Genomic DNA, 20,064 nt, shown 5'->3' with positions numbered 1-20,064 from the left:
TTATATTACATATTTTTATTTTTAAGGAGCTAAAATGAATATTGACGACTATATCTATAACAATCATCTTTCACATATAATTACCCCTAAAATCAAATCTAAAATTTTTATAAAAAATTATTCTCCAAATGAAATAATTTTAAACTCACACAACAAAGTAAATAATATATATTTTATTGTAAAGGGTAAAGTTGAAATTTCATATATAACATCCTCTGGAAAACATCTTTTTTTAAACTCTCTTGAAAAAGGAGATTTTTTTGGAGATGTTGAGTATGTTAACAAATGCAATACTATATACGATGTCTCTGCCATTGGAGACACCACTATAATTTTATTACCCTTTAATATTATTGATATTTTTTTAAATGACAATGTTTATTTTTGGAAACTTTTATGTATTGAAACTAATAAAAAAATTCTTGATACTAATCATATTGTTATTGCGAATAAATCTCTAAATCTAAAATCTTTACTTGTTAATTATATTATTCAAAATAATTTTAAAATTTACTTCGATTCTTTAAAAGAATTATCTATTAAATTAAATTCTAGTTATAGAAATCTTACTAGAGTTATAAAATATCTTCTCAAAGAAAATATCATTATCAAAACTAAACATTCTATAATTGTTATTGATAAAGAAAAATTTTTAGATCTAGCTGAAGAACTTTAATATTATCCAAAAAATACTCCTGCTATTATCCCATTTAATATTGATGCCAAAAATCCTCCTAAGATAGCTCTTACCCCCATTTTAGCAATATCTTTTTTCCTATCAGGAGCTAATCCTCCAACTCCTCCTATTAAAATTGCTATTGAAGAAATATTTGCAAATCCTAAAAGAGCAAAACTCATAATTGTTATTGTCTTTTCTGATAATCCATCCATTATTTTACCAAAAGAAGCATATGCAACAAATTCATTTAATACCATCTTTTCTCCTAAAAGACTTCCTGCTGTAACTGCTTCATTCCAAGGAATTCCCATAACATAAGCTAAAGGAGAAAATAAATATCCTAATATTTTTTGAATTGTAATATTCACTCCAAAAAATCCACCTATGTCAGCAACTATAGTATTCGCCAAAGTTATCAATCCTATAAACGCAACTAACAATGCCCCCATAGAAACTGCCATTTTCAATCCATCCATAGTTCCTTTTGCTGCTGCATCAGCTATATTCACTGCTTCACTTTTATGAAACACAACTTTTTTATTATCTTTTATATTTCCAGATTTTTCTGGCATTATTAACTTTGCAAAAATAAGACCACTTGGAGCTGCCATAAATGATCCTGCAATTAAATATTTCATGGGAACTCCCAAAGCTGCATAACCTGCTAAAACTGTTCCTGAAACAGAGGCAACCCCACCAGTTAAAACTGCAAATAATTCTGACCGACTTAAATTGGATATATAAGGTTTTACTAAAAGAGGAGCATCTGTTTGTCCTAAAAATATATTCGCTGCTGCTGAGATAGATTCAACTTCTTTAGTACCTACAACTTTACCTATAAAACCTCCTATATATTTTATTACTAATTGCATAATTCCTAGATAATATAAAACAGAAACTAACGCTCCAAAAAAAACAATCAAAGGTAAAACTTGAAATGCAAATATCATACCTAAATTATCAGGAGAGCCTAAACTTCCAAACAAAAAACTTATTCCCGCATTAGCTTGAAACATTATACTGGAAATTCCTGCTGCCATCTTTCCTAAAATATAAGCACCCACTTTAGTTTTTAAAACAATAAATGCAAATAAAATTTGAAGTGAAAATCCTGCCCCAATAATTCTCCAGTTTACACTTTTTCTTTCATAAGATAATAACCACCCTATAAAAATAACTACTACAATTCCTACTATTCCCCTCATTTCCATCACCCTCTGTTCTTTTTTTTGTTGAAAAGATTTTTTTTAGAAAATTTTGTTCTATATAAAGAGTACAACTATTCTATTTTTTTTTATAGGACAGATGTCCTATTATATAAAAAAACATAAAAAAAATAGGAAATAATTATATTTCCTATTTTAAAATATTTTATTTTTCTAAAAATTCTTTTAAGTCATCTCTATTAAATTTGTATCTTTTACCACAAAAATGACATTCTGTTTCTATTTCTCCACCAGTTTCATTTAAAACTTTTTCAATTTCTTCTTTTCCTAAAGTAATTAATCCTTTATAATATTTTTCTTTATTACAATTACAAAAATATTTAACATTCTTAGATTCTAATACTTCATAAGACTCTATTAATTTTTCATAATTTTCATCTGTCATATCTTCATAAATTAATTTAACTATTCTTTCTAAATCCATTCCACCTTTTAAAAGCTCAGTTATATTTCTCATTGCTTTTATTTTTTCTTCTAAAAGATCTATAAATTTATCATCTGCATCTGGGAATAATTGAATCATATACCCCCCTGCAACTTTAACCGTTTTCTCATCAGATAATTCAACTCCTAAAGCTATCACTGTTGGAATTTGTTCAGAAGTAACATAATAATAAGCTACATCTTCTGCTATTTCTCCTGATACGATTTCAGAAAGTCCAACATAAGGTTCTTTTAAACCCATATCTTTTATTACTCTAAGAGTTCCTTTTCCTATTAAATTAGCTACATCAGGTTTATTAGTTAACTGCTTATTTGGTAAATCAGCTTGAGGATTATTTAAATATCCCTTAACTTCTCCTTCTCCATTTGCTGTAACTATCATTTGATTTACAAGTCCATCAGTATCAGTAACTATTGATAGTAAATCTTTTCCTTTTAATGTTCCTCCCATGATTAAACCTGCTGTTAAAAATCTTCCAAAAGCATTTATTGCTGTTGGACTACATTTATGTATATTCAAAGCCTCTTGCACTATTTCCGTGGAATCTATCACAAAAAATCTTGCATTTTTACTGGCTCCTCTTATCATTCTGCTTTCCATTATATGTCACCTTCCTATTTTTTTATTGATTATAATTTATTATATCTTTATATTCATTATACTGTTTTTTAGTTAATATTTTCTTTATTTCTCTATTATCTAATATCAAATTATTTTCTTTCAAATATTTTCTAAGTAATTTTATTTGCTTTTTTTCAAACCCATAATATTTTAAAATTTTATCATCTGCTCTATTAATATATAATTCTTTATACTCAGGCACTTCATCTATTATAAAATATTTTTTTAATTTATTACAAGTACTTTTACCAATACCTTTTATTCTATTTAATTGATTAAAATTATCAATTCCTCCTACTAAAGTCCTAAATTCTAAAATTTTATAAACATAACTTTGGGCTACTCCTGCTTTTAACATTTGAGATTTTGTTGCTAAATTTATATCTAATTTCCCCGAAGAAGAATCACTATAATTAATTTTATATTCTGTATCCATAGAATATGTTAATATAGATATTAAAAAAAATAAATACACTATTCTTTTTATTATCTTTTTCAAAAAATCACCTTCTTTAATTTTAAAATTCAAAAAGTTTATTTTTTTGTTTTACTCTTTCTTTCATCTCGCATATATACATATAAGGATCTTTAGGATTTATAAATCTTTCTATAGCTAATCTAGTTTTACTTATCTTCTCTACTTTTTTACTTATAGCTCCTCCACCTAATCCAATTGTTGATTGATTTTCCTCTATCATTTCAATATTAAAAATAGATTCTTTTCCTAAAAGAGAATATCCTATATTTTCTCCCCATTCATGAGTATTTTTTTGTCTGTAAAGATAATAAGGATATAATTTTTTTAAAGTTATGATCTCTTTTATTTTATTGTCTATTCTTTCATTCTCTATTTTTCCTATTTTATAATTATCTTTTATTAAATTAGAACCTTTTTTTATAGCTAAGGTATGTATTGTAAAATTATCTATTTCGTAATTTTTAACTTGTTCTAAAGTATTTAGAATATCATCTACATTCTCTCCTGGTAATCCTATTATAAAATCCATATTTACAATGAATCCTAGTTTTTTTATTTCTTTAAACATTTCATCAAAATGTTTTCTATCAAAATTTCTATTTAAATCTTTTAAAACTGTTTCATTAAAACTCTGTGGATTTAAACTAACCCTGTCCACTCCCAGATTCTTTAATATATTTAATTTTTTTATATTTAAAGTATCCTCTCTTCCAGCTTCAAATGTAAATTCTTTTAAGTTACTTAAATCAATATTTTTATATAAGGTTTTTATTATCTTTTCTAAATCTTTTTCTTTTAAAATACTCGGAGTTCCTCCTCCAAAATATAAAGATTCTATGTTATAATTTTTTCCTTTTAGCATTTCTCCAGTTAACTCTATTTCTTCTATTAATGTTTTTACAAAATCATCATAAAAACTCCCTAATTTACTGTTTATTTCATAAGAAGCAAAAGAACAATATTTACATCTTGTTGGACAATATGGAATTCCAACATACATATTTAGTCCTTCATCATTCAAATATTTATTTTCTGTTTTTACAACTTCTAACAATAATTTTCTCTTCTCAGGAAATACAAAATATAATTTTTCTAATATTTCATCAATTTCTTCAAAAGAATATCCCATAACAAGAAATCTTCTAACTAATTTAGTTGGTCTTACTCCTACCAATGCTCCCCATGGATATTTTTTTTCAAATAATAATAACAGTCCTGCTTTTGTCATTACTGTTTTTTGATCCACCATATTATCAGTATAATTTTTTAAAGTAAATACTTTTTTTAATTTATCTGCGCTTATTTCTAAGGATATTTCATCTTCATTTTCTTCTAAAGTTTTTACAGAAAATTTCTCTATATTTATATCCCCTAATAATATCCTTTTAAATTCTAAAATAGTATTTTCTTTACTTTTAAAATCTAATTTTATTTCCAATTTTTTCTCCTATAAAGTTTCTTCTCTTCTTATTTTTCTTAAATATTCTTCATATGTTTTATTATTTATTTTATCATTCCTATAAAGAGATTTTAAACATTCTTTTTTATTTAATATCCCTTTTCTTCCACTAACTTCTATGAAAGAAGAAATCTGATTTGTACGTCCTGTTCTTATTAAATTACTAATTCCTTTATTCACATACATCATTTCACATAAAGGAACCTTTGTTTTTTTATCTTGAGTTATATTTTCTATAAATTCTTGATAAATAACTCCAATTAAATTTGTTGATAAAATCCTTTGAATAAATTCTTTTTTTTCATTTGAAAACATTGAAACTATTCTATCTATAGTGTCTATAGCCCCTGTTGTATGAAGAGTTGATATAACTAAATGACCTGTTTCTGCTCCTACTATAGCCATTTCAATACTTTCTAAATCCCTTAACTCTCCTACCATTATTATATCTGTATCTTGACGCAAGGAAGATTTTATTCCTGATGAAAAATCAGTTACATCCTCTCCTATTTCTCTTTGTCTTATTATACTTTCTTTATTTTCAAATATATACTCTATAGGATCTTCTATAGTTAATATATTACATGCTTTATTTTTATTAATTTCTTCTATAATAGAAGCTATTGTTGTACTTTTCCCACTTCCACTTTTCCCAGCTATAATTAATAAACCTTGTTTAGAATCTAAAAAATCATAAATTTTTTCATTAATGTTTAATTCTTTTAAAGTTGGTATCCTATTTTTTACTATCCTTATAACTATTGATAGTTTGTTTTTCTCATAAAAAATATTCAATCTACAATTTCCATCCTTATCCTTCAAAGATAAATCTATTTCTCTTTCTAATTCTAATTTATTTTTTCCCTCTTTATCTAAAATAAAATTTAGCATTTCTTCCATCTCTTCTTCAGATAAAGAAGAATAATTTTCTATTTTTATTAAATTTCCATTAACTCTTAATATTGGAATTTCTCCAACGAGAAGATGTACATCTGAAGCTTGTATTTCCCTTCCTTTTTTTATAATTTTAAAAAAAGTTTCTTCAGTCATAGCATTCCCCCTCTATTAAAACTAAATATTCAATAAAATAATAACTAAAGTTCCTAAAATAATACGATACACTCCAAACAATTTAAATGTTCTTGTTTTTATGTATCCCATAAACCATTTTATTACTAGATAAGCAACTACAAAGGAAACTATAAAACCAACAGCTAATAATTCCCATTCTAAATTTGTAAAATTAAGACCACTCTTCATTAATTTCAAAAGTGTAGCTCCCATCATTGTTGGAATAGCTAAGAAAAATGAAAATTCTGCTGCCACTCCTTTGGATAAACCTAAAAGTAAAGCTCCTATTATTGTTGCTCCAGATCTTGAAGTTCCTGGAATCATAGCTAAACATTGAAAAAAACCAATTATAAAAGCAATCTTATATGATATTTCACTCATTGAATTAATTTTTCTAACTTTGTTTATCTTGTCTTCTATAAAAAATAAAATTATACCATAAAGTATCAACATCAGAGCAACTATAAAAGTGTTTCCTAAAAAAAATTCAGTAATATAATCATCTGCTAATAATCCAATTACTCCCGCTGGTAAAACTCCAACTATTATTTTGCTCCAAAGAGACATTCTCTCCTTAAAAATATCTTTGGATTTTACAAAGGGATGAATATCTTTCCAAAAATATAATATTACTGAAATAATAGCTCCAAATTGAACTATTATTAAAAAATTATCCATAAAACTTTTTGAAACATAAGGACAATTTATAAATTTTTCAACTAATATCATATGCCCAGTACTACTCACTGGTAAAAATTCAGTAATACCTTCCACTATCCCAAGAATTAAAACAAGTAAAAAAGGATTCATATTTCCTCCTATAAATACTTATCTTCTTTAGATAGATAGTTTACAACATAATCATAAACTCCCTCTTCTAATGAATAAAATTTATCTAAATAACCTGCTTTTCTAGCTTTTTCCATTTTAGCTTCGGTAAAATACTGATATCTTCCTCTTAAATCTTCAGGCATAGGAACAAATTCTACCACATCTTCTTCTTTTAAATTTTCATTTTTAGAAGCTGATTTCATTGTAGCCATAGATAAATCTTTAAAACTTCTAGATTTTCCTGTTCCCACATTATATACTCCTGATTTTACTTTTTCTGTTAAAAAATAATATAACATATTTACAACGTCTTTAATATAAACAAAATCTCTTAATTGTTCTCCATCTTTAAATCCTTCTTTATGAGATTTAAATAATTTAACTCCACCATTTTCCTTATATTGATTGAACGTATGGAATACCATAGATGCCATTCTTCCCTTATGATATTCTTGGGGACCATAAACATTAAAGAATTTACAACTTACCCATTGCTTTGGAGTTTCTTCTTGTTTAAAAGACCAATCATCAAATAATTTTTTAGAATATCCATATTTATTAAGAGGCATTAATTTTTTATATTCCTCAACTGTTATATCATCATCATACCCTAATTCACCACCACCGTAAGTTGCTGCTGAAGAAGCATTTACAAAGTTTATATTATGCTTTGCACAAAATTTAAATAATTTTTTAGTGTAACCATAATTATTACTCATTAAAAAATCTGCATCTTTTTCTGTTGTTGCTGAACAAGCTCCAAAATGAGCTACAGCAGTTATTTTTTTAGCATTTTTCTCATCTTCTAGCCATTCAAAAAGATTATCTCTATCCATCCAATCAGCATAATCTCTTTTTCTTAAATTAAGCCATTTTTCTTCTGTTCTCATTTTATCCACTGCTAATATATCATTTATTCCCATTTCGTTTAATTTCCATATAAATGCACTACCTATAAATCCTGCTGCCCCTGTTACTATTATCATTTTTTGCCTCCTAATTTCTTTTATCATTCTATTCAATTTTACCATCTTTTACTTTTTTTTTAAACTTTTTTTAAATTCTATATACTCTTTTTCATTTAAACCCGATTCTCCTAAAGAAACATCTACTCTATTTTTCCCATGAAAATCTGATCCTCCAGTAATAATTAAATTATATTTTTCAGCTATTTTATTATATCTTTTTTTATCATTTTTATTAAAGCTATAATAATTAACTTCTAAACCTTCTAGCCCTTCTTTTTTTAATTCTTTAATTAAATTTTCTAATTCATTATCATTTTCAGTAACTAGCTTAGGATGAGCTAAAGATATAAAAGCCCCATTTTTTTTCAACATTTTTACCGCGTCTATTGGTTCATAATTTTTTTTCTCTACAAAAGCTAACCCCGCTTTTCCTAAATAATTTTTAAAAGCCTCTCTTTTACTATAAACATATCCTTTATTCATCATCAATTCTGCAAAATGAGCTTTACTTATTATATCTCCTTTTGCTATTTCTTTTAATTCCTCTAAAGAAACATTTAATTTTAATTTATTTAATTTCTCTATTATTTTATCATTTCTTTCTTCTCTAATCTTCTTTATTCTGATTAACTCTTTTTTAAAATTAGAATCCTCAATATTTACTCCATATCCTAAAATATGGACATCTTTTCCATTTAAATTACATGACATTTCTATCCCATTTATTATTTCTATTTTATATTTTTCAGATAATTCTTTTGTTTGAAAAAGCCCACTAATAGTATCATGATCTGTTATTGCTATAACTTTCAATTCTTTTTCTTTAGCTAATTTCACTAAATTTTCTACTGAATATGTTCCATCTGAATTTTCTGTATGAGTATGTAAATCTGCAACTATTTTTTCATTCATTTTATCTCCTTTCTTATTATAATAAGGCTGTTTCATTAAGAAACAGCCTTCACTATACTATATTTAATTTCCCCAATTTTCTAAAGGAGAAAAATCATTTGGATAAGCAACATATAAAGCCTTTGCATTTATGTTGTTTATATTGTTTTTAGATTTTTTTACTTCACTTGATAAGTGAGCTAATATTTGAACTCTTTCTGAAATTTCAGAACCATACCAACTTTCAGAATCAAAGAACTCTGTTCTTTTTATAAATTTATTTAATATCTTTCTTAATTTTTTAACATCTTTTTCATTTAAATCTTTTTGTTTAGAAAATTCAACTATTTTTTCCCACTCTTCAGGCGTTGCTACTTTATTAGCTATATGATTAGAAGGGTTTTTCATTCTTAAATAAGAGTCTGAAACCATTTTATCAACTAAACCTTTAGGATTTTTTAAATTATTATCTTTCAAATAAAATTTTCTATTTAATTTAGATACATATTTATCAACTATCCCTTGAAATTTTTCACTATCTTCAACTGTTATCTCTTTTTTAGTTGCAAGAGTTTTGAAAAAATCATAATGCTTTTTAGACATCTTACCAGTTTTTCTTAAATAATATATTGGATTTTCATCTCCATACAAATCAGAAATATATGCTTTATTTTCAATTTCTTTAGATATAGTTTCTTCCCAATTTTTCATACTTTCTTTATTATATTTAGGTTCTTGAGTTTCTTTACTCTTTAAAGAAGTACAAGCGGTTAACATTACTACGGATAATAAAATTAATATTTTTTTCATACTATTAGCTCCCCTCATTATCTTCCACAACATTTTTTATATTTTTTTCCACTGCCACAAGGACAAACTCCATTTGGATTATCTGGACCACCATATTTATTTTCTTCTTCAGCTTCTTCCTTAGTTTTTACAACTATTTTAAACATATAAGAAGTTGTATCTACTTTTATTGTTTCAAGCATTCTACCATATAAATCACCAGAAACTAATTTATATTCTACAACAGGATCTCTTTGACCATAAGATCTTAAGTATATTCCTTCTCTTAATCCATCAAGAGCCTTTAAATGCTCTCTCCATCTATTATCAACAACTTCTAAAAGAACATATTTTTCTATTTGTCTCATTATATCAGGAGTAATTTCCTCTTCTTTTTCTTGATATTTCTTTTCAATATCTTTAAATAATTTTTCTGCATATTCCTCTATTCCAAAAGCTTTGTATTCCTCTAAATCTTTTATCTCATAATTATATTTTTCTTCTAAAAATTCTGCAAGTCCTTTAACATTCCATTCCTCTTTGTATTCTCCTACAAATCTTGAAACTACAGCACTTTCAATACTTCCTTTAAGCATATGCTGAATTGTATCTTTTAATTCTTCTTTAGATAAAGCTTCATTTCTGCTTGCATAAATAGCTTCTCTTTGTTTATTCATTACATCATCAAACTCAAGCAAAGATTTTCTGATTCCAAAGTTTCTTGATTCTACTTTCTTTTGTGCGTTTTCTATAGATTTAGTTATCATTCTATGAGTTATTGGTTCTCCTTTAGGAATACCTAATCTTTCCATAACACTTTTTACCCTGTCTGATCCAAATAATTTCATAAGATCATCTTCTAAAGATAAATAAAATTGTGATTCTCCTGGATCTCCTTGTCTTCCTGCTCTTCCTCTTAACTGATTATCAATTCTTCTTGATTCATGTCTTTCTGTTCCAAGAATATATAATCCACCTATAGATAATACCTTTTCTTTTTCTTCCTCACATTGAATAGTATATTTTTCTAAAGCTTTCTTGTAATCTTCATCTGTTTTAGCTTCATTTTTAGCCATAAATATTGGGTTCCCACCTAACATTATATCTGTTCCTCTACCTGCCATATTTGTAGCGATTGTTACTGCTTTATATCTTCCTGCTTGAGCAACTATTTCTGCCTCTTTTTCATGGAATTTAGCATTTAGAACATTGTGGGCTATATTTAATTTCTTTAGCTCATTTGATAATAATTCTGAGCCTTGAATAGTTATTGTTCCCACCAATACTGGTTGCCCTTTTTCATAAAGTCTTTTAATTTCCTCTACAATAGCTTCTATTTTTTCTTCTTTACTTTTATATATAATATCTCCATTATCTTTTCTAATAATTGGTTTATTTGTTGGTATAACGACTACAGGTAATTCATAAATAAACATAAACTCAGAAGCTTCAGTTTCTGCTGTTCCTGTCATTCCTGATAATTTTTCATACATTCTAAAATAATTTTGAAGTGTTATTGATGCTAAAGTTTGATTTTCACCAGCTATTTTAACTCCCTCTTTAGCTTCAATAGCCTGATGTAATCCATCAGAATATCTTCTTCCTTCAAGAGCCCTTCCTGTAAATTCATCTATTATTACAACATCGCTTCCTTTAACTAAATAATCCTTATCTCTTTCAAATAATTCTTTAGCTTTTAAACATTGCATTAAATAATGAGTCAATTCTATATTTTCAGGAGCATATAAGTTTTCTAAATTTAACATTTTTTCAACTTTTTTGACACCCTTTTCAGTAAGAACTATATTTTTAGCTTTTTCATCAACTTCATAATCTTTCCACTTTTCATCTGGAATATTCATTTCTTTTTTCTTTTTAACATCAGTTATTTTTTCTGTTTCTCTACTTCTTTCTAAAAGCCCTGCTACTTGATTAAATGTTTTATATAGTTTAGAGGTATTTTCTGCTGCTCCTGAAATTATTAATGGTGTTCTTGCTTCATCAATTAATATAGAGTCAACCTCGTCTACTATACAAAAATTTAAATCTCTTTGAACTTTTTCTTCCAAAGTTCCAACCATATTATCTCTTAAATAATCAAAACCAAACTCAGAATTTGTTCCATAAGTTATATGACAATTATATGCTGCTTTTCTTTCATAATTAGGAAGATTACTAACTAAAACTCCTGTTGTTAATCCTAAAAATTCAAATAATTGACCCATTTGTTCTTTATCTCTTCTTGCAAGATAGTCATTTACAGTTATTACATGAACTCCCTTTTCAGTAAGAGCATTTAAATAAATTGGACAAGTTGCCACTAATGTTTTTCCTTCTCCTGTCTTCATTTCTGTTATTTTTCCCTCATGAAGAACTATTCCTCCAATAAGTTGAACATCATAATGTCTCATTTTTAAAACTCTTTTTGATCCTTCTCTAACAACAGCAAAAGCTTCAACTAATAAATCATCAAGAGTTTCTCCATTCTTTAATCTATTTTGAAACTCTTTTGTTTTACCTTTTAATTCTTCATCTGACAATTTTTCATATTCATTTTCTAATGCATTTATTTCTGTTACTCTTTTAGAAATTCTCTTAATTTCTCTATCATTTTTTGTACCGAAAATCCCTTTTAATAAATTAGCTATCATATTAAAATTCCCTCTCTATCTTTTATTTTCATCGTATACTATAAATATTATCACAATAAATAGTAACTAGTCAAACCTAACATATTTAAAAAAATAATTTAGTTATTTACTATTTTTACCTTTTACCATTTCAAAAAATTCTTCTTCAGTTATAATTTTTATAGAAGGAATTTCTTTAGCTTTCTTTAGCTTGCTTCCTGCAGCTTTTCCCACTATTAGAAAATCTAATTTTTTACTCACTCCTGATAAATTTTTACCTCCAAATTTTTCCACTTCTTCTTTTATTTCATTTCTACTAAAATGCTCTAACTTACCTGTAGCTAAAAATGTTTTGTTTTCAAATATATTTTCCTCTATCTTAGACTCGTTTTCTGAAGAAAAGTTTATCCCTATAGTTTTTAATTTATTAATAATTAAAATATTTTCTTCTTTTCTAAAAAATTCATAAACAGAATTGGCAACTTTCTCTCCAACACCATCTATTTTTATTAATTCTTCTTTTCCCATACTCATTAAAACATCTATATTTAAAGTCTCTTGAGCAAGTAAATTAGCTAAAAACTTTCCTATTTCAGGAATACCTAAAGAATATAAAACTTTAGAATAATCTCTTTTTTTACTTTCTTCTATGGAATTTATTATATTATCCACACTTTTCTTTCCCATTTTTTCTAAGCTTTCTATTTTATTCCTGTAATCCTTCAAACTATAGATGTCTGTGATATCTTTAATTAAACCTAACTCTATAAATTTTTCTACTATTTTTTGACCAAACCCTATTATATTCATTCCATCCCTAGAAACAAAATATTCTATTTTTCCTTGAAGTTTTGCACTACAATGTTTATTTTTACATTTTAAGTCTACTAGCCCATCTTCTTTCTCTAAAATACTATTGCATACTGGACATTTTTCTGGCGGTAAAATTTCTTTTTCCTCTCCTGTTCTCATCTCTTTTATTGGCTTTACAACTTGAGGTATAATTTCTGCTGCTTTTTCTATAAATACTCTATCCCCGATTTTTATATCTTTTCTTAGTATTTCATCAAAATTATGTAAGCTTGCTCTTTTCACACGGCTTCCTGAAACTTCTACCTCTTCTAACTCTGCAACTGGAGTAACTTTTCCTGTTCTTCCAACTTGCCATGTTATATCTAATAATTTAGTTGATACTTGCTTTGCTGGAAATTTATAAGCTATTGCCCATCTTGGACTCTTTGTTGTATTTCCTAAAACATTCCAAAATTTGATTTCATTTACTTTTATTACCATTCCATCTGTTTCATAATCTAATTTTACTCTTTCTTCTCCCCAGTATTTTATTCTTTCATCTAATTCTTGTGTACTTATAAACTTTTCCCCAATACCTGTTGTTTTTAATCCCTTATCCTCTATAAAAGATAAAACTTCTTCATGACTCTTTAAATTATAATTTAAAGGATCCACTAAAAAATAAAAATAACAATCAAGCTCTCTTTGTTTTACTATTCTCGCATCTAATTGTCTAAGAGTACCACTTGCTGCATTCCTTGGATTTGCAAACACTTCTTCTCCATTAGCTAATCTTTCTTTATTTATTTTTTCAAACTTACTTAAAGGTAATATAACTTCTCCTCTAACTTCTAAATCAATTTCCTCATCTAAAACATGAGGTATTGATTTTATCTGCATGATGTTTTCTGTTACATCTTCACCTATTTTCCCATCTCCTCTTGTAACAGCTTGAACTAATTTTCCACCTTTATAAATTACACTGATAGATAATCCATCTAACTTAACTTCTAAAATATAAGATAATTTTTTTTCTTCAGTTTTTTCTTTATATAAGTTTTTTTCAACTCTTTTTATAAAATCGTCTATCTCATTTATATTGTAACTATTTGACAAACTTAGCATAGGCTTTCTATGATTTATTTTTTTAAATTTAGTATTACTTAAACTTGACCCTACTTGTAAAGTAGGAGAATCAAACATTTTATATTGAGGATTTTTGCTTTCTAAATTCTCTAATTCTTTTAACAAACTATCATACTCTTTATCAGACACTAAACTTTGATTCTTACTATAATAGTATTCATTATAATTTTTTATTTTTTCTTTTAATTCTTTTATTTTTTCCGCTTTTTCGTTCATTAATTACCTACCTCACCTAATTCTTTATTCATTTAAATTATTATATCATTTATATTTTATTTATAAAATAATTTCTTGCATTAATGCATTTTTTTTTATAGAATGTAAGAATACATTTAAAATTATGGAGGGTATATGAAAAATCAATTACGACTAGAAACTGAACCAATCCCATCTCTTGTTAAATCCCTTGCTTTTCCTGCTATTACAGGAATGTTAGTTAATGCTATTTATAATGTTGTTGATACTTTTTTTGTAGGAAAATTAAATGACCCTTATGCATTAGGTGCTGTTTCCATAGCCTTTCCTACAATTATGATAATAACTGCTATTGCTCTAACTTTAGGTATCGGGCTTGGAGCTTTACTTTCGAGAACATTAGGAGAAAAAAAATTTAAAAAAGCTAATTCTATTTTTTCCACTATAATTCTTTTTTCTTTTTTTGTTGGAATTACTATTGGAATACTTGGATTTTTTAATACTGATCTTATTTCAAAAATTTTTGGAATAAGTGGAAAATTAAAATTATATTTTGAAAATTTCATAAAGTGGATATTCATTGCCGCTCCTTTTACAACCATTAATATGTGTCTTAATAATAGTATTAGGGGAGAAGGAAATGCTAAATATAGTATGCATGCTTTAAATCTAGGAGCTTTTATAAATGTTATTTTAGATCCTATTTTCATTTTTTATTTAGATTTAGGCGTATCCGGAGCTGCTATTGCAACTGGTTTGTCTCAATTTATATCTACTTTATTTTTATTGAAGTTTTACCTATCTAAAAACTCAATTATTAAATTTAAAATAAAAGAAATTAATTTTAAAATAAAAATGTTTAAAGAATTATTAAAAATAGGTTTCCCATCATTTGTTAGACAACTCTTGGTTAGTATAGCTGTAGCTCTTGTGAATTCAGCTGCTAATTTATTTGGTCCAGAAGCTATTGCAGGTCTTGGAGTTGCCATGAGAATTAATTCTATTAATGTTTTTGTGTTATTTGGATTAGGACAAGCTTTCCAGCCAATAGTTGCATATAACTATGGAGCTAAAAAATTTGAAAGAGTTAAAGAATCTATTAGCTATACTTTAAAATTAGCTAATAATTTTTCTATTTTATCTTCACTATTTTTTATAATTTTTGCAAAATATTTAATTTCTATATTTACTAATGATTCTAACATTATACATTACGGAAGTTTATTTTTAAGAGGATCTGCTTTAACATTTTCTTTAAATGGATTTCAAATAATTATAACTACCTTATTTCAAAGTTTAGGAAAAGGGCTTTATGCCTTTTTAACTACCTCTTCTAGACAGGGCTTTTTCTTCATACCTGTTATTTTAATTTTACCTAAACTAATTGGTTTTTATGGGCTTCCTGGAACTCAAATAATTGGTGATATTGGAGGATTTTTACTTACTTTTTATTTATATAAAAAATTTAAAAAAGAAATTCACAATAAAATTCAAAAAAATTAAACATAAAAAATGCACCCAAAATCTTATTTATCTAAAATTTTGGGTGCCCTATATTTATAACTCTTTTTTAAATATATAATTCTTCAAAATATTTTACTGGTATAGGTTTGTTAAATAAATAGCCTTGAACTGCATCACAACCTAATTTTTTTAATGCCTTGAATTGTTCTTCAGTTTCAACTCCTTCTGCAATGCTATTTATTCCTAGTTCTTTACATATTTTAAATATATTTTTTATAATTATTTTACTTTTATCATTTGATATCACGTCATTAATTAAGCTTTTATCTAACTTAACTGTATTAAAATACATATATATTAATACTGCCATATTGCTATATTTAGCTCCAAAATCATCTAGCGATATTAAAAAGCCTTCTTTTGTTATTCTTGAACAAATTTCTTTTATACTCTCTTTATCTAATTCTCCCATAGTTTCTGTCATTTCTATTTCTATATGTTCCCTAGAAACATTATATCTATTTGCAATCTCTATAATATCTTCAACAATCCCTTTAGTCATAAATGTTGCTCTTGAAAAATTTAAAGATATTTTAATTAATTTTTTCCCTTCTCTTTCCCATTTTGCTAATAGTTTACAAACTTCTTCAAAAATATATTTATCTAAATACTTAATAAACCCATCCCTTTCTAACTGAGGAATAAATCTATAAGGAGATAGAACTTCTCCATCTAAATAAAGTCTCGTTAATGCCTCTGCACCAAAAATCTCACCATCTTTTGTATCTGCTTTTGGTTGCAAATGCATTTTATAATTTCCGTTTTTCAAGTTTTTCATAAACTTTATTTTTCTTTCAATTTTTTGAAAAGCTTCTATACTTTTTTTATCACAATACTCTTCTTTGGAATACCTTAAAAACTCTTCTGCATTTCTACATAATTTGTTAAAATCTATATCCATATCTGACCAAGCTTTTCCTATTGAAATACTAACTGTAAAATTTTCATCAATAAATTTTTCCCATTCTTTTATGCTTATTTCAAACTTTTTATAAGTTAAATCTTCAAATAATATAAAAAATATATCCCCATATAGACGAAATTTTAAACTTACTGGGAAATATTTAGAAAATGAAGATGCTATTTTTTTTAAAACTTCATCCCCATATTTTCTTCCAAAACTTAAATTAATATTTTTAAAATTATTTATATCTATATATAAAACTCCTAAAGAAGATAGACTTTCTATTTTTAATTTATCAATTTTTTTTGAATAACTACTATGATTTAAAAGTCCTGTCAGTTTGTCATATTTTCCTGAACAAAACTCTTCTTTTAATATTTTATATTTCATATAATCATATGAAATAAGCTGAGCTACTATATTTAAAATATCTTTATTTTCTATATTTTTTTTAAAGTGTTCTAAAATTAATTTCCCAGATACTCTTTTATTTAAAATTAAAGGTATACTTAATATATCTAAACTTCCAAAACTTTCACCTAAACTTTTTTTAAATTCACTAAAATGGTCATAAAAATATCTATTATATTTCAAATTTAGTTGAACTTTATCCAATTGAAAATAATTTTTTATATATTTTAAAATCTTTTGCACTACGTTTTCAAAATCACAAGATTTATTTAATAATGAAATAATTTCAAAAATAAATTCTTCCTTAGTTAAGCTACTTATTTTTTTATAATTTATTTCTTGTAATAACTCTTTACGATCATTTTTCTCTTTTTCATAAATATAATAATTATTATGTCCTTTTTCTTTAGCTATTAATAAAGCTTTCTGTGTTTTAGAATAAAGATTATTAAAAGTTATGTTCCCCTTTGTAAAACCAATTCCTACAGAAAATTTAAAATAGTATGCAAAAGAAAATCTATTTTTTTTTGTGAAAGTTTTAAAATAAATTCTTTCTACTTTTTCTTTTAATTTAAATTTAGAAAAATTTTTAGCAAACATTATTATTTCATTTTCAGATATTCTTCCTAATAATATATTAGAATGAAAATTAATTTTTAAAGCGTCTGCCAATTCTGAGAATAATTTTTTAAAATTTTCCTCTCCTATTTTTTCCTTTAAATCTTTTATATTGTTAATAGATAAAATTCCCATTACACAAGGTTTTCTTTTTTCTATCTCATTTATTATCATCTTTTCAATTGTTATTCTATTATATAGGCCTGTATTTTTATCTAATTTAAATTTACTATCTAGGGACAATTCTAATTTTTTACGATATGTTACATCTTTTATAAAAATTCTTGTATAATTTTTTTTATCCTTCATATCAAAATAAGAATCTGTTATTATAGTACACCAAAATATTTGCCCTAAATCATTTACATGTTCATACTGAAAAGATAAAATACTCTCACCCTTATTATAACTCTTTAAAATATTTTCTATACTAATAAACTTATAATATTTTTCCTGCTTTTCTTTTTTTAAAATATGTTTTCCTATCTCTTCAATAATATTTTCATAACTTACTATTTTTTTTAACTTTAAAAATTTTTTTAAATCTTTATATTGAATTATTTCTTTTAAGCCTAAATCTATTTTTAATAATATAGATATATCGCTTGAAATATCTCTAGTTAAAATTTTATCAAAATAATCTTCTTTTGATAATGCCTTGCCAAGTTCTATATCTTTTTTTATCATCGATGACTCCTTTTAAATAAATTTTTATACTTAGATTCATCTTTATATTTTTTGTCTGCTAATTTTTTTTATTTCATTATAAGATCTCATTATTTTTTTATAATCTTCTAAAACTCCTTCTAGAGAATTCTTCCTTAATTGTTCGACAATTTTAACTAATAATTCATATAAAGGAATTAACCCTAAATTTCCTGATACTCCTTTTAAAGTATGACTTTCATTAAAAGCTTTTTCTATATCCTTTTCTTCTATAAATTCTCCCAATCTATTAAATCCTTCATCATCCATAAATTTTTCTAAACAAATCATATATAATTCTTCGTCACCTAAAACCCTGTCTAAGGCTTCTTTTATATTACATCCATAATTGTCTAATTCTGATAAAATACTCATGATTTATTCCTCCGTTTTATTTTTTAAATAAATTTTTCTTTTATTTCATTTATCCATTTATTTATCCTGTTTGGTGTCTCATCATCTTGATTATTTTCATCTAAAGCTAAACCTATAAACTTGCCTTCAATAATCGCTTCACTTTCTTCAAAAGAATATCCCTCTATAGAAGTAAAACCTACCAATATTCCATTATTGGCACTTACTATATCATATAATACTCTCATCCCACCAACAAATGATTCTCCAAAAGCAAATTGATTTCCTAAGCCTACCAAAGCAATTCTTTTATCTTTAAAATCTATGCTTTTTAATTTTTCTAAATTTCTAACCCAATCTTCTTGAGGCTCTCCGACTCCATAAGAAGGAGTTACCATAATTATATTTTCAAATTCTTTTATTTTTTCTATTCCATTTTTTACATTTATAACTTCATAATCTTCTCTTCTTAAATTAAACTCTATTTCATCTACTATTGCTTCTGTTTTCCCCGTATTTGTACCGTAAAAAATTCCTATTTTTTTCATATTATTTCCTTTCTATCTTACCATTTATGTTTTTTATTTTACAAATATCTTTCACCACTTCACTTCCAATTATCAACCCAGCTACAGAAGGAACAAAGGAAATACTTCCCACATTTGAGCTTTTTTCTCTATTTCCATCTAAATTTAAAGGTTTAATTGGAACTTCTTTAGAATATACTACTTTTAATTTTTTTATTCTTCTTTCTTTTAATTCTTTTCTCATAACTCTGGCCAAAGGACAAACTGAAGTTTTATTTATATCTGTAATTTCTAGCATCATTGGATTTATCTTATTTCCTGTTCCCATTGATGAAATTATAGATATATTTTTTTCATTAGCCATTTCTATTAAATCTAATTTAGCAGTTACTATATCAATAGCATCTACAATATAATCATACTCTTCATCGAAAAAAATATTTCTTGTTTCAGAAGAATATTTTTCTTTTATCCCTCTAATCATTAATTTGGGATTAATCTCTTTCATTCTTTCTTCAATAATTTTAACTTTATCTTTTCCTATTGTTTTTTCATTAGCTATAATTTGTCTATTGATATTAGTTATGTCAATAGTATCAAAATCAACAACTGTAATTTTCCCTACTCCTGCTCTAACTAAAGCTTCAACTACAAATCCTCCTACTCCTCCTACTCCAAAAACTATAATATGGGATTCTTCTAATTTTTTAAAATTTTCCTCTCCTATTAAAAGTTTTTCTCTTTGAAATCTCATGGCTTCTCCTTAATATCTTAATTATTTCTTCACTAAAAAATTATAC

Annotated in this window: 17 protein-coding genes; 2 read left to right on the top strand and 15 right to left on the bottom strand. The window is 25.6% G+C overall.

The window, feature by feature from the left end:
* The first annotated feature begins 34 nt into the window (after positions 1-34).
* A complete protein-coding gene (locus Q7K47_09430) occupies positions 35-676 on the top strand; it encodes a Crp/Fnr family transcriptional regulator (GenBank protein MDP0507420.1) in 642 nt (213 codons plus the stop codon).
* Between the two features lie 2 nt (positions 677-678).
* Here Q7K47_09430 and Q7K47_09425 read toward each other — a convergent pair whose 3' ends face one another.
* From Q7K47_09425 to ligA, 11 genes are all read right to left on the bottom strand, one after another.
* Positions 679-1,884, bottom strand: coding sequence for a nucleoside transporter C-terminal domain-containing protein (locus Q7K47_09425; GenBank protein ID MDP0507419.1), 1,206 nt, complete (start codon positions 1,882-1,884; stop codon positions 679-681).
* Between the two features lie 166 nt (positions 1,885-2,050).
* On the bottom strand, positions 2,051-2,950 hold the full coding sequence (gene hslO, locus Q7K47_09420) for an Hsp33 family molecular chaperone HslO (protein ID MDP0507418.1): 900 nt from the start codon (positions 2,948-2,950) through the stop codon (positions 2,051-2,053).
* A 22-nt stretch (positions 2,951-2,972) separates the two neighbouring features.
* Positions 2,973-3,470 carry a helix-hairpin-helix domain-containing protein gene (locus Q7K47_09415; protein ID MDP0507417.1) on the bottom strand — a complete coding sequence of 166 codons (498 nt, stop codon included), beginning with the start codon at positions 3,468-3,470 and terminating at the stop codon, positions 2,973-2,975.
* Between the two features lie 19 nt (positions 3,471-3,489).
* Positions 3,490-4,887 (bottom strand): coproporphyrinogen III oxidase, encoded by a 1,398-nt coding sequence (locus tag Q7K47_09410; protein ID MDP0507416.1) that lies wholly within the window; start codon positions 4,885-4,887, stop codon positions 3,490-3,492.
* 9 nt (positions 4,888-4,896) lie between these two features.
* Complete coding sequence (locus tag Q7K47_09405; GenBank protein MDP0507415.1) at positions 4,897-5,958, bottom strand: PilT/PilU family type 4a pilus ATPase; 1,062 nt, start codon at positions 5,956-5,958, stop codon at positions 4,897-4,899.
* A 21-nt stretch (positions 5,959-5,979) separates the two neighbouring features.
* Positions 5,980-6,789, bottom strand: coding sequence for an undecaprenyl-diphosphate phosphatase (locus Q7K47_09400; GenBank protein ID MDP0507414.1), 810 nt, complete (start codon positions 6,787-6,789; stop codon positions 5,980-5,982).
* An 8-nt stretch (positions 6,790-6,797) separates the two neighbouring features.
* Positions 6,798-7,796 (bottom strand): ADP-glyceromanno-heptose 6-epimerase, encoded by a 999-nt coding sequence (rfaD, locus tag Q7K47_09395; protein ID MDP0507413.1) that lies wholly within the window; start codon positions 7,794-7,796, stop codon positions 6,798-6,800.
* A 48-nt stretch (positions 7,797-7,844) separates the two neighbouring features.
* Positions 7,845-8,690, bottom strand: coding sequence for a PHP domain-containing protein (locus Q7K47_09390; GenBank protein MDP0507412.1), 846 nt, complete (start codon positions 8,688-8,690; stop codon positions 7,845-7,847).
* 63 nt (positions 8,691-8,753) lie between these two features.
* Positions 8,754-9,479 (bottom strand): hypothetical protein, encoded by a 726-nt coding sequence (locus tag Q7K47_09385; protein MDP0507411.1) that lies wholly within the window; start codon positions 9,477-9,479, stop codon positions 8,754-8,756.
* Positions 9,480-9,496: 17 nt separating this feature from the next.
* Positions 9,497-12,109, bottom strand: a complete 2,613-nt coding sequence (secA, locus tag Q7K47_09380) for a preprotein translocase subunit SecA (protein MDP0507410.1) — start codon at positions 12,107-12,109, stop codon at positions 9,497-9,499.
* A gap of 102 nt (positions 12,110-12,211) precedes the next feature.
* Positions 12,212-14,242, bottom strand: a complete 2,031-nt coding sequence (ligA, locus tag Q7K47_09375; protein ID MDP0507409.1) for an NAD-dependent DNA ligase LigA — start codon at positions 14,240-14,242, stop codon at positions 12,212-12,214.
* Positions 14,243-14,377: 135 nt separating this feature from the next.
* Here ligA and Q7K47_09370 point away from each other — a divergent pair, with 135 nt between their 5' ends.
* Complete coding sequence (locus Q7K47_09370; protein ID MDP0507408.1) at positions 14,378-15,724, top strand: MATE family efflux transporter; 1,347 nt, start codon at positions 14,378-14,380, stop codon at positions 15,722-15,724.
* A 67-nt stretch (positions 15,725-15,791) separates the two neighbouring features.
* Here the strand turns inward: Q7K47_09370 and Q7K47_09365 are convergent, their stop codons facing one another.
* Genes Q7K47_09365 through Q7K47_09350 form a run of 4 tightly spaced genes read right to left on the bottom strand, consistent with a single transcriptional unit; the run spans position 15,792 to position 20,018 of the window.
* Positions 15,792-18,365 carry an EAL domain-containing protein gene (locus Q7K47_09365; GenBank protein MDP0507407.1) on the bottom strand — a complete coding sequence of 858 codons (2,574 nt, stop codon included), beginning with the start codon at positions 18,363-18,365 and terminating at the stop codon, positions 15,792-15,794.
* A gap of 42 nt (positions 18,366-18,407) precedes the next feature.
* The gene (locus Q7K47_09360; protein ID MDP0507406.1) at positions 18,408-18,758 is read right to left on the bottom strand and encodes an Hpt domain-containing protein; all 351 of its coding nucleotides are present in this window, start codon (positions 18,756-18,758) and stop codon (positions 18,408-18,410) included.
* A 23-nt stretch (positions 18,759-18,781) separates the two neighbouring features.
* Positions 18,782-19,285: a flavodoxin gene (locus tag Q7K47_09355; protein ID MDP0507405.1), complete on the bottom strand. Its 504-nt coding sequence runs from the start codon at positions 19,283-19,285 to the stop codon at positions 18,782-18,784.
* Between the two features lies 1 nt (position 19,286).
* On the bottom strand, positions 19,287-20,018 hold the full coding sequence (locus tag Q7K47_09350; protein MDP0507404.1) for a tRNA threonylcarbamoyladenosine dehydratase: 732 nt from the start codon (positions 20,016-20,018) through the stop codon (positions 19,287-19,289).
* Positions 20,019-20,064 lie beyond the last annotated feature (46 nt).

Source organism: Fusobacterium sp. JB019 (assembly GCA_030673965.1).
GTDB lineage: Bacteria > Fusobacteriota > Fusobacteriia > Fusobacteriales > Fusobacteriaceae > Fusobacterium_B.
Note: the sequence above shows the minus strand (reverse complement) of the source record. Positions and strands in the feature narration are given on the sequence as shown.

What these genes read in the sequence shown, in the direction of transcription:
- Q7K47_09430 (MDP0507420.1), top strand. Translation starts at nt 35, where the DNA reads ATGAATATTGACGACTATATCTATAACAATCATCTTTCACATATAATT.
- Q7K47_09425 (MDP0507419.1), bottom strand. Translation starts at nt 1,884, where the DNA reads ATGAGGGGAATAGTAGGAATTGTAGTAGTTATTTTTATAGGGTGGTTA.
- hslO (MDP0507418.1), bottom strand. Translation starts at nt 2,950, where the DNA reads ATGGAAAGCAGAATGATAAGAGGAGCCAGTAAAAATGCAAGATTTTTT.
- Q7K47_09405 (MDP0507415.1), bottom strand. Translation starts at nt 5,958, where the DNA reads ATGACTGAAGAAACTTTTTTTAAAATTATAAAAAAAGGAAGGGAAATA.
- Q7K47_09400 (MDP0507414.1), bottom strand. Translation starts at nt 6,789, where the DNA reads ATGAATCCTTTTTTACTTGTTTTAATTCTTGGGATAGTGGAAGGTATT.
- rfaD (MDP0507413.1), bottom strand. Translation starts at nt 7,796, where the DNA reads ATGATAATAGTAACAGGGGCAGCAGGATTTATAGGTAGTGCATTTATA.
- Q7K47_09390 (MDP0507412.1), bottom strand. Translation starts at nt 8,690, where the DNA reads ATGAATGAAAAAATAGTTGCAGATTTACATACTCATACAGAAAATTCA.
- Q7K47_09385 (MDP0507411.1), bottom strand. Translation starts at nt 9,479, where the DNA reads ATGAAAAAAATATTAATTTTATTATCCGTAGTAATGTTAACCGCTTGT.
- secA (MDP0507410.1), bottom strand. Translation starts at nt 12,109, where the DNA reads ATGATAGCTAATTTATTAAAAGGGATTTTCGGTACAAAAAATGATAGA.
- ligA (MDP0507409.1), bottom strand. Translation starts at nt 14,242, where the DNA reads ATGAACGAAAAAGCGGAAAAAATAAAAGAATTAAAAGAAAAAATAAAA.
- Q7K47_09370 (MDP0507408.1), top strand. Translation starts at nt 14,378, where the DNA reads ATGAAAAATCAATTACGACTAGAAACTGAACCAATCCCATCTCTTGTT.
- Q7K47_09365 (MDP0507407.1), bottom strand. Translation starts at nt 18,365, where the DNA reads ATGATAAAAAAAGATATAGAACTTGGCAAGGCATTATCAAAAGAAGAT.
- Q7K47_09360 (MDP0507406.1), bottom strand. Translation starts at nt 18,758, where the DNA reads ATGAGTATTTTATCAGAATTAGACAATTATGGATGTAATATAAAAGAA.
- Q7K47_09355 (MDP0507405.1), bottom strand. Translation starts at nt 19,285, where the DNA reads ATGAAAAAAATAGGAATTTTTTACGGTACAAATACGGGGAAAACAGAA.
- Q7K47_09350 (MDP0507404.1), bottom strand. Translation starts at nt 20,018, where the DNA reads ATGAGATTTCAAAGAGAAAAACTTTTAATAGGAGAGGAAAATTTTAAA.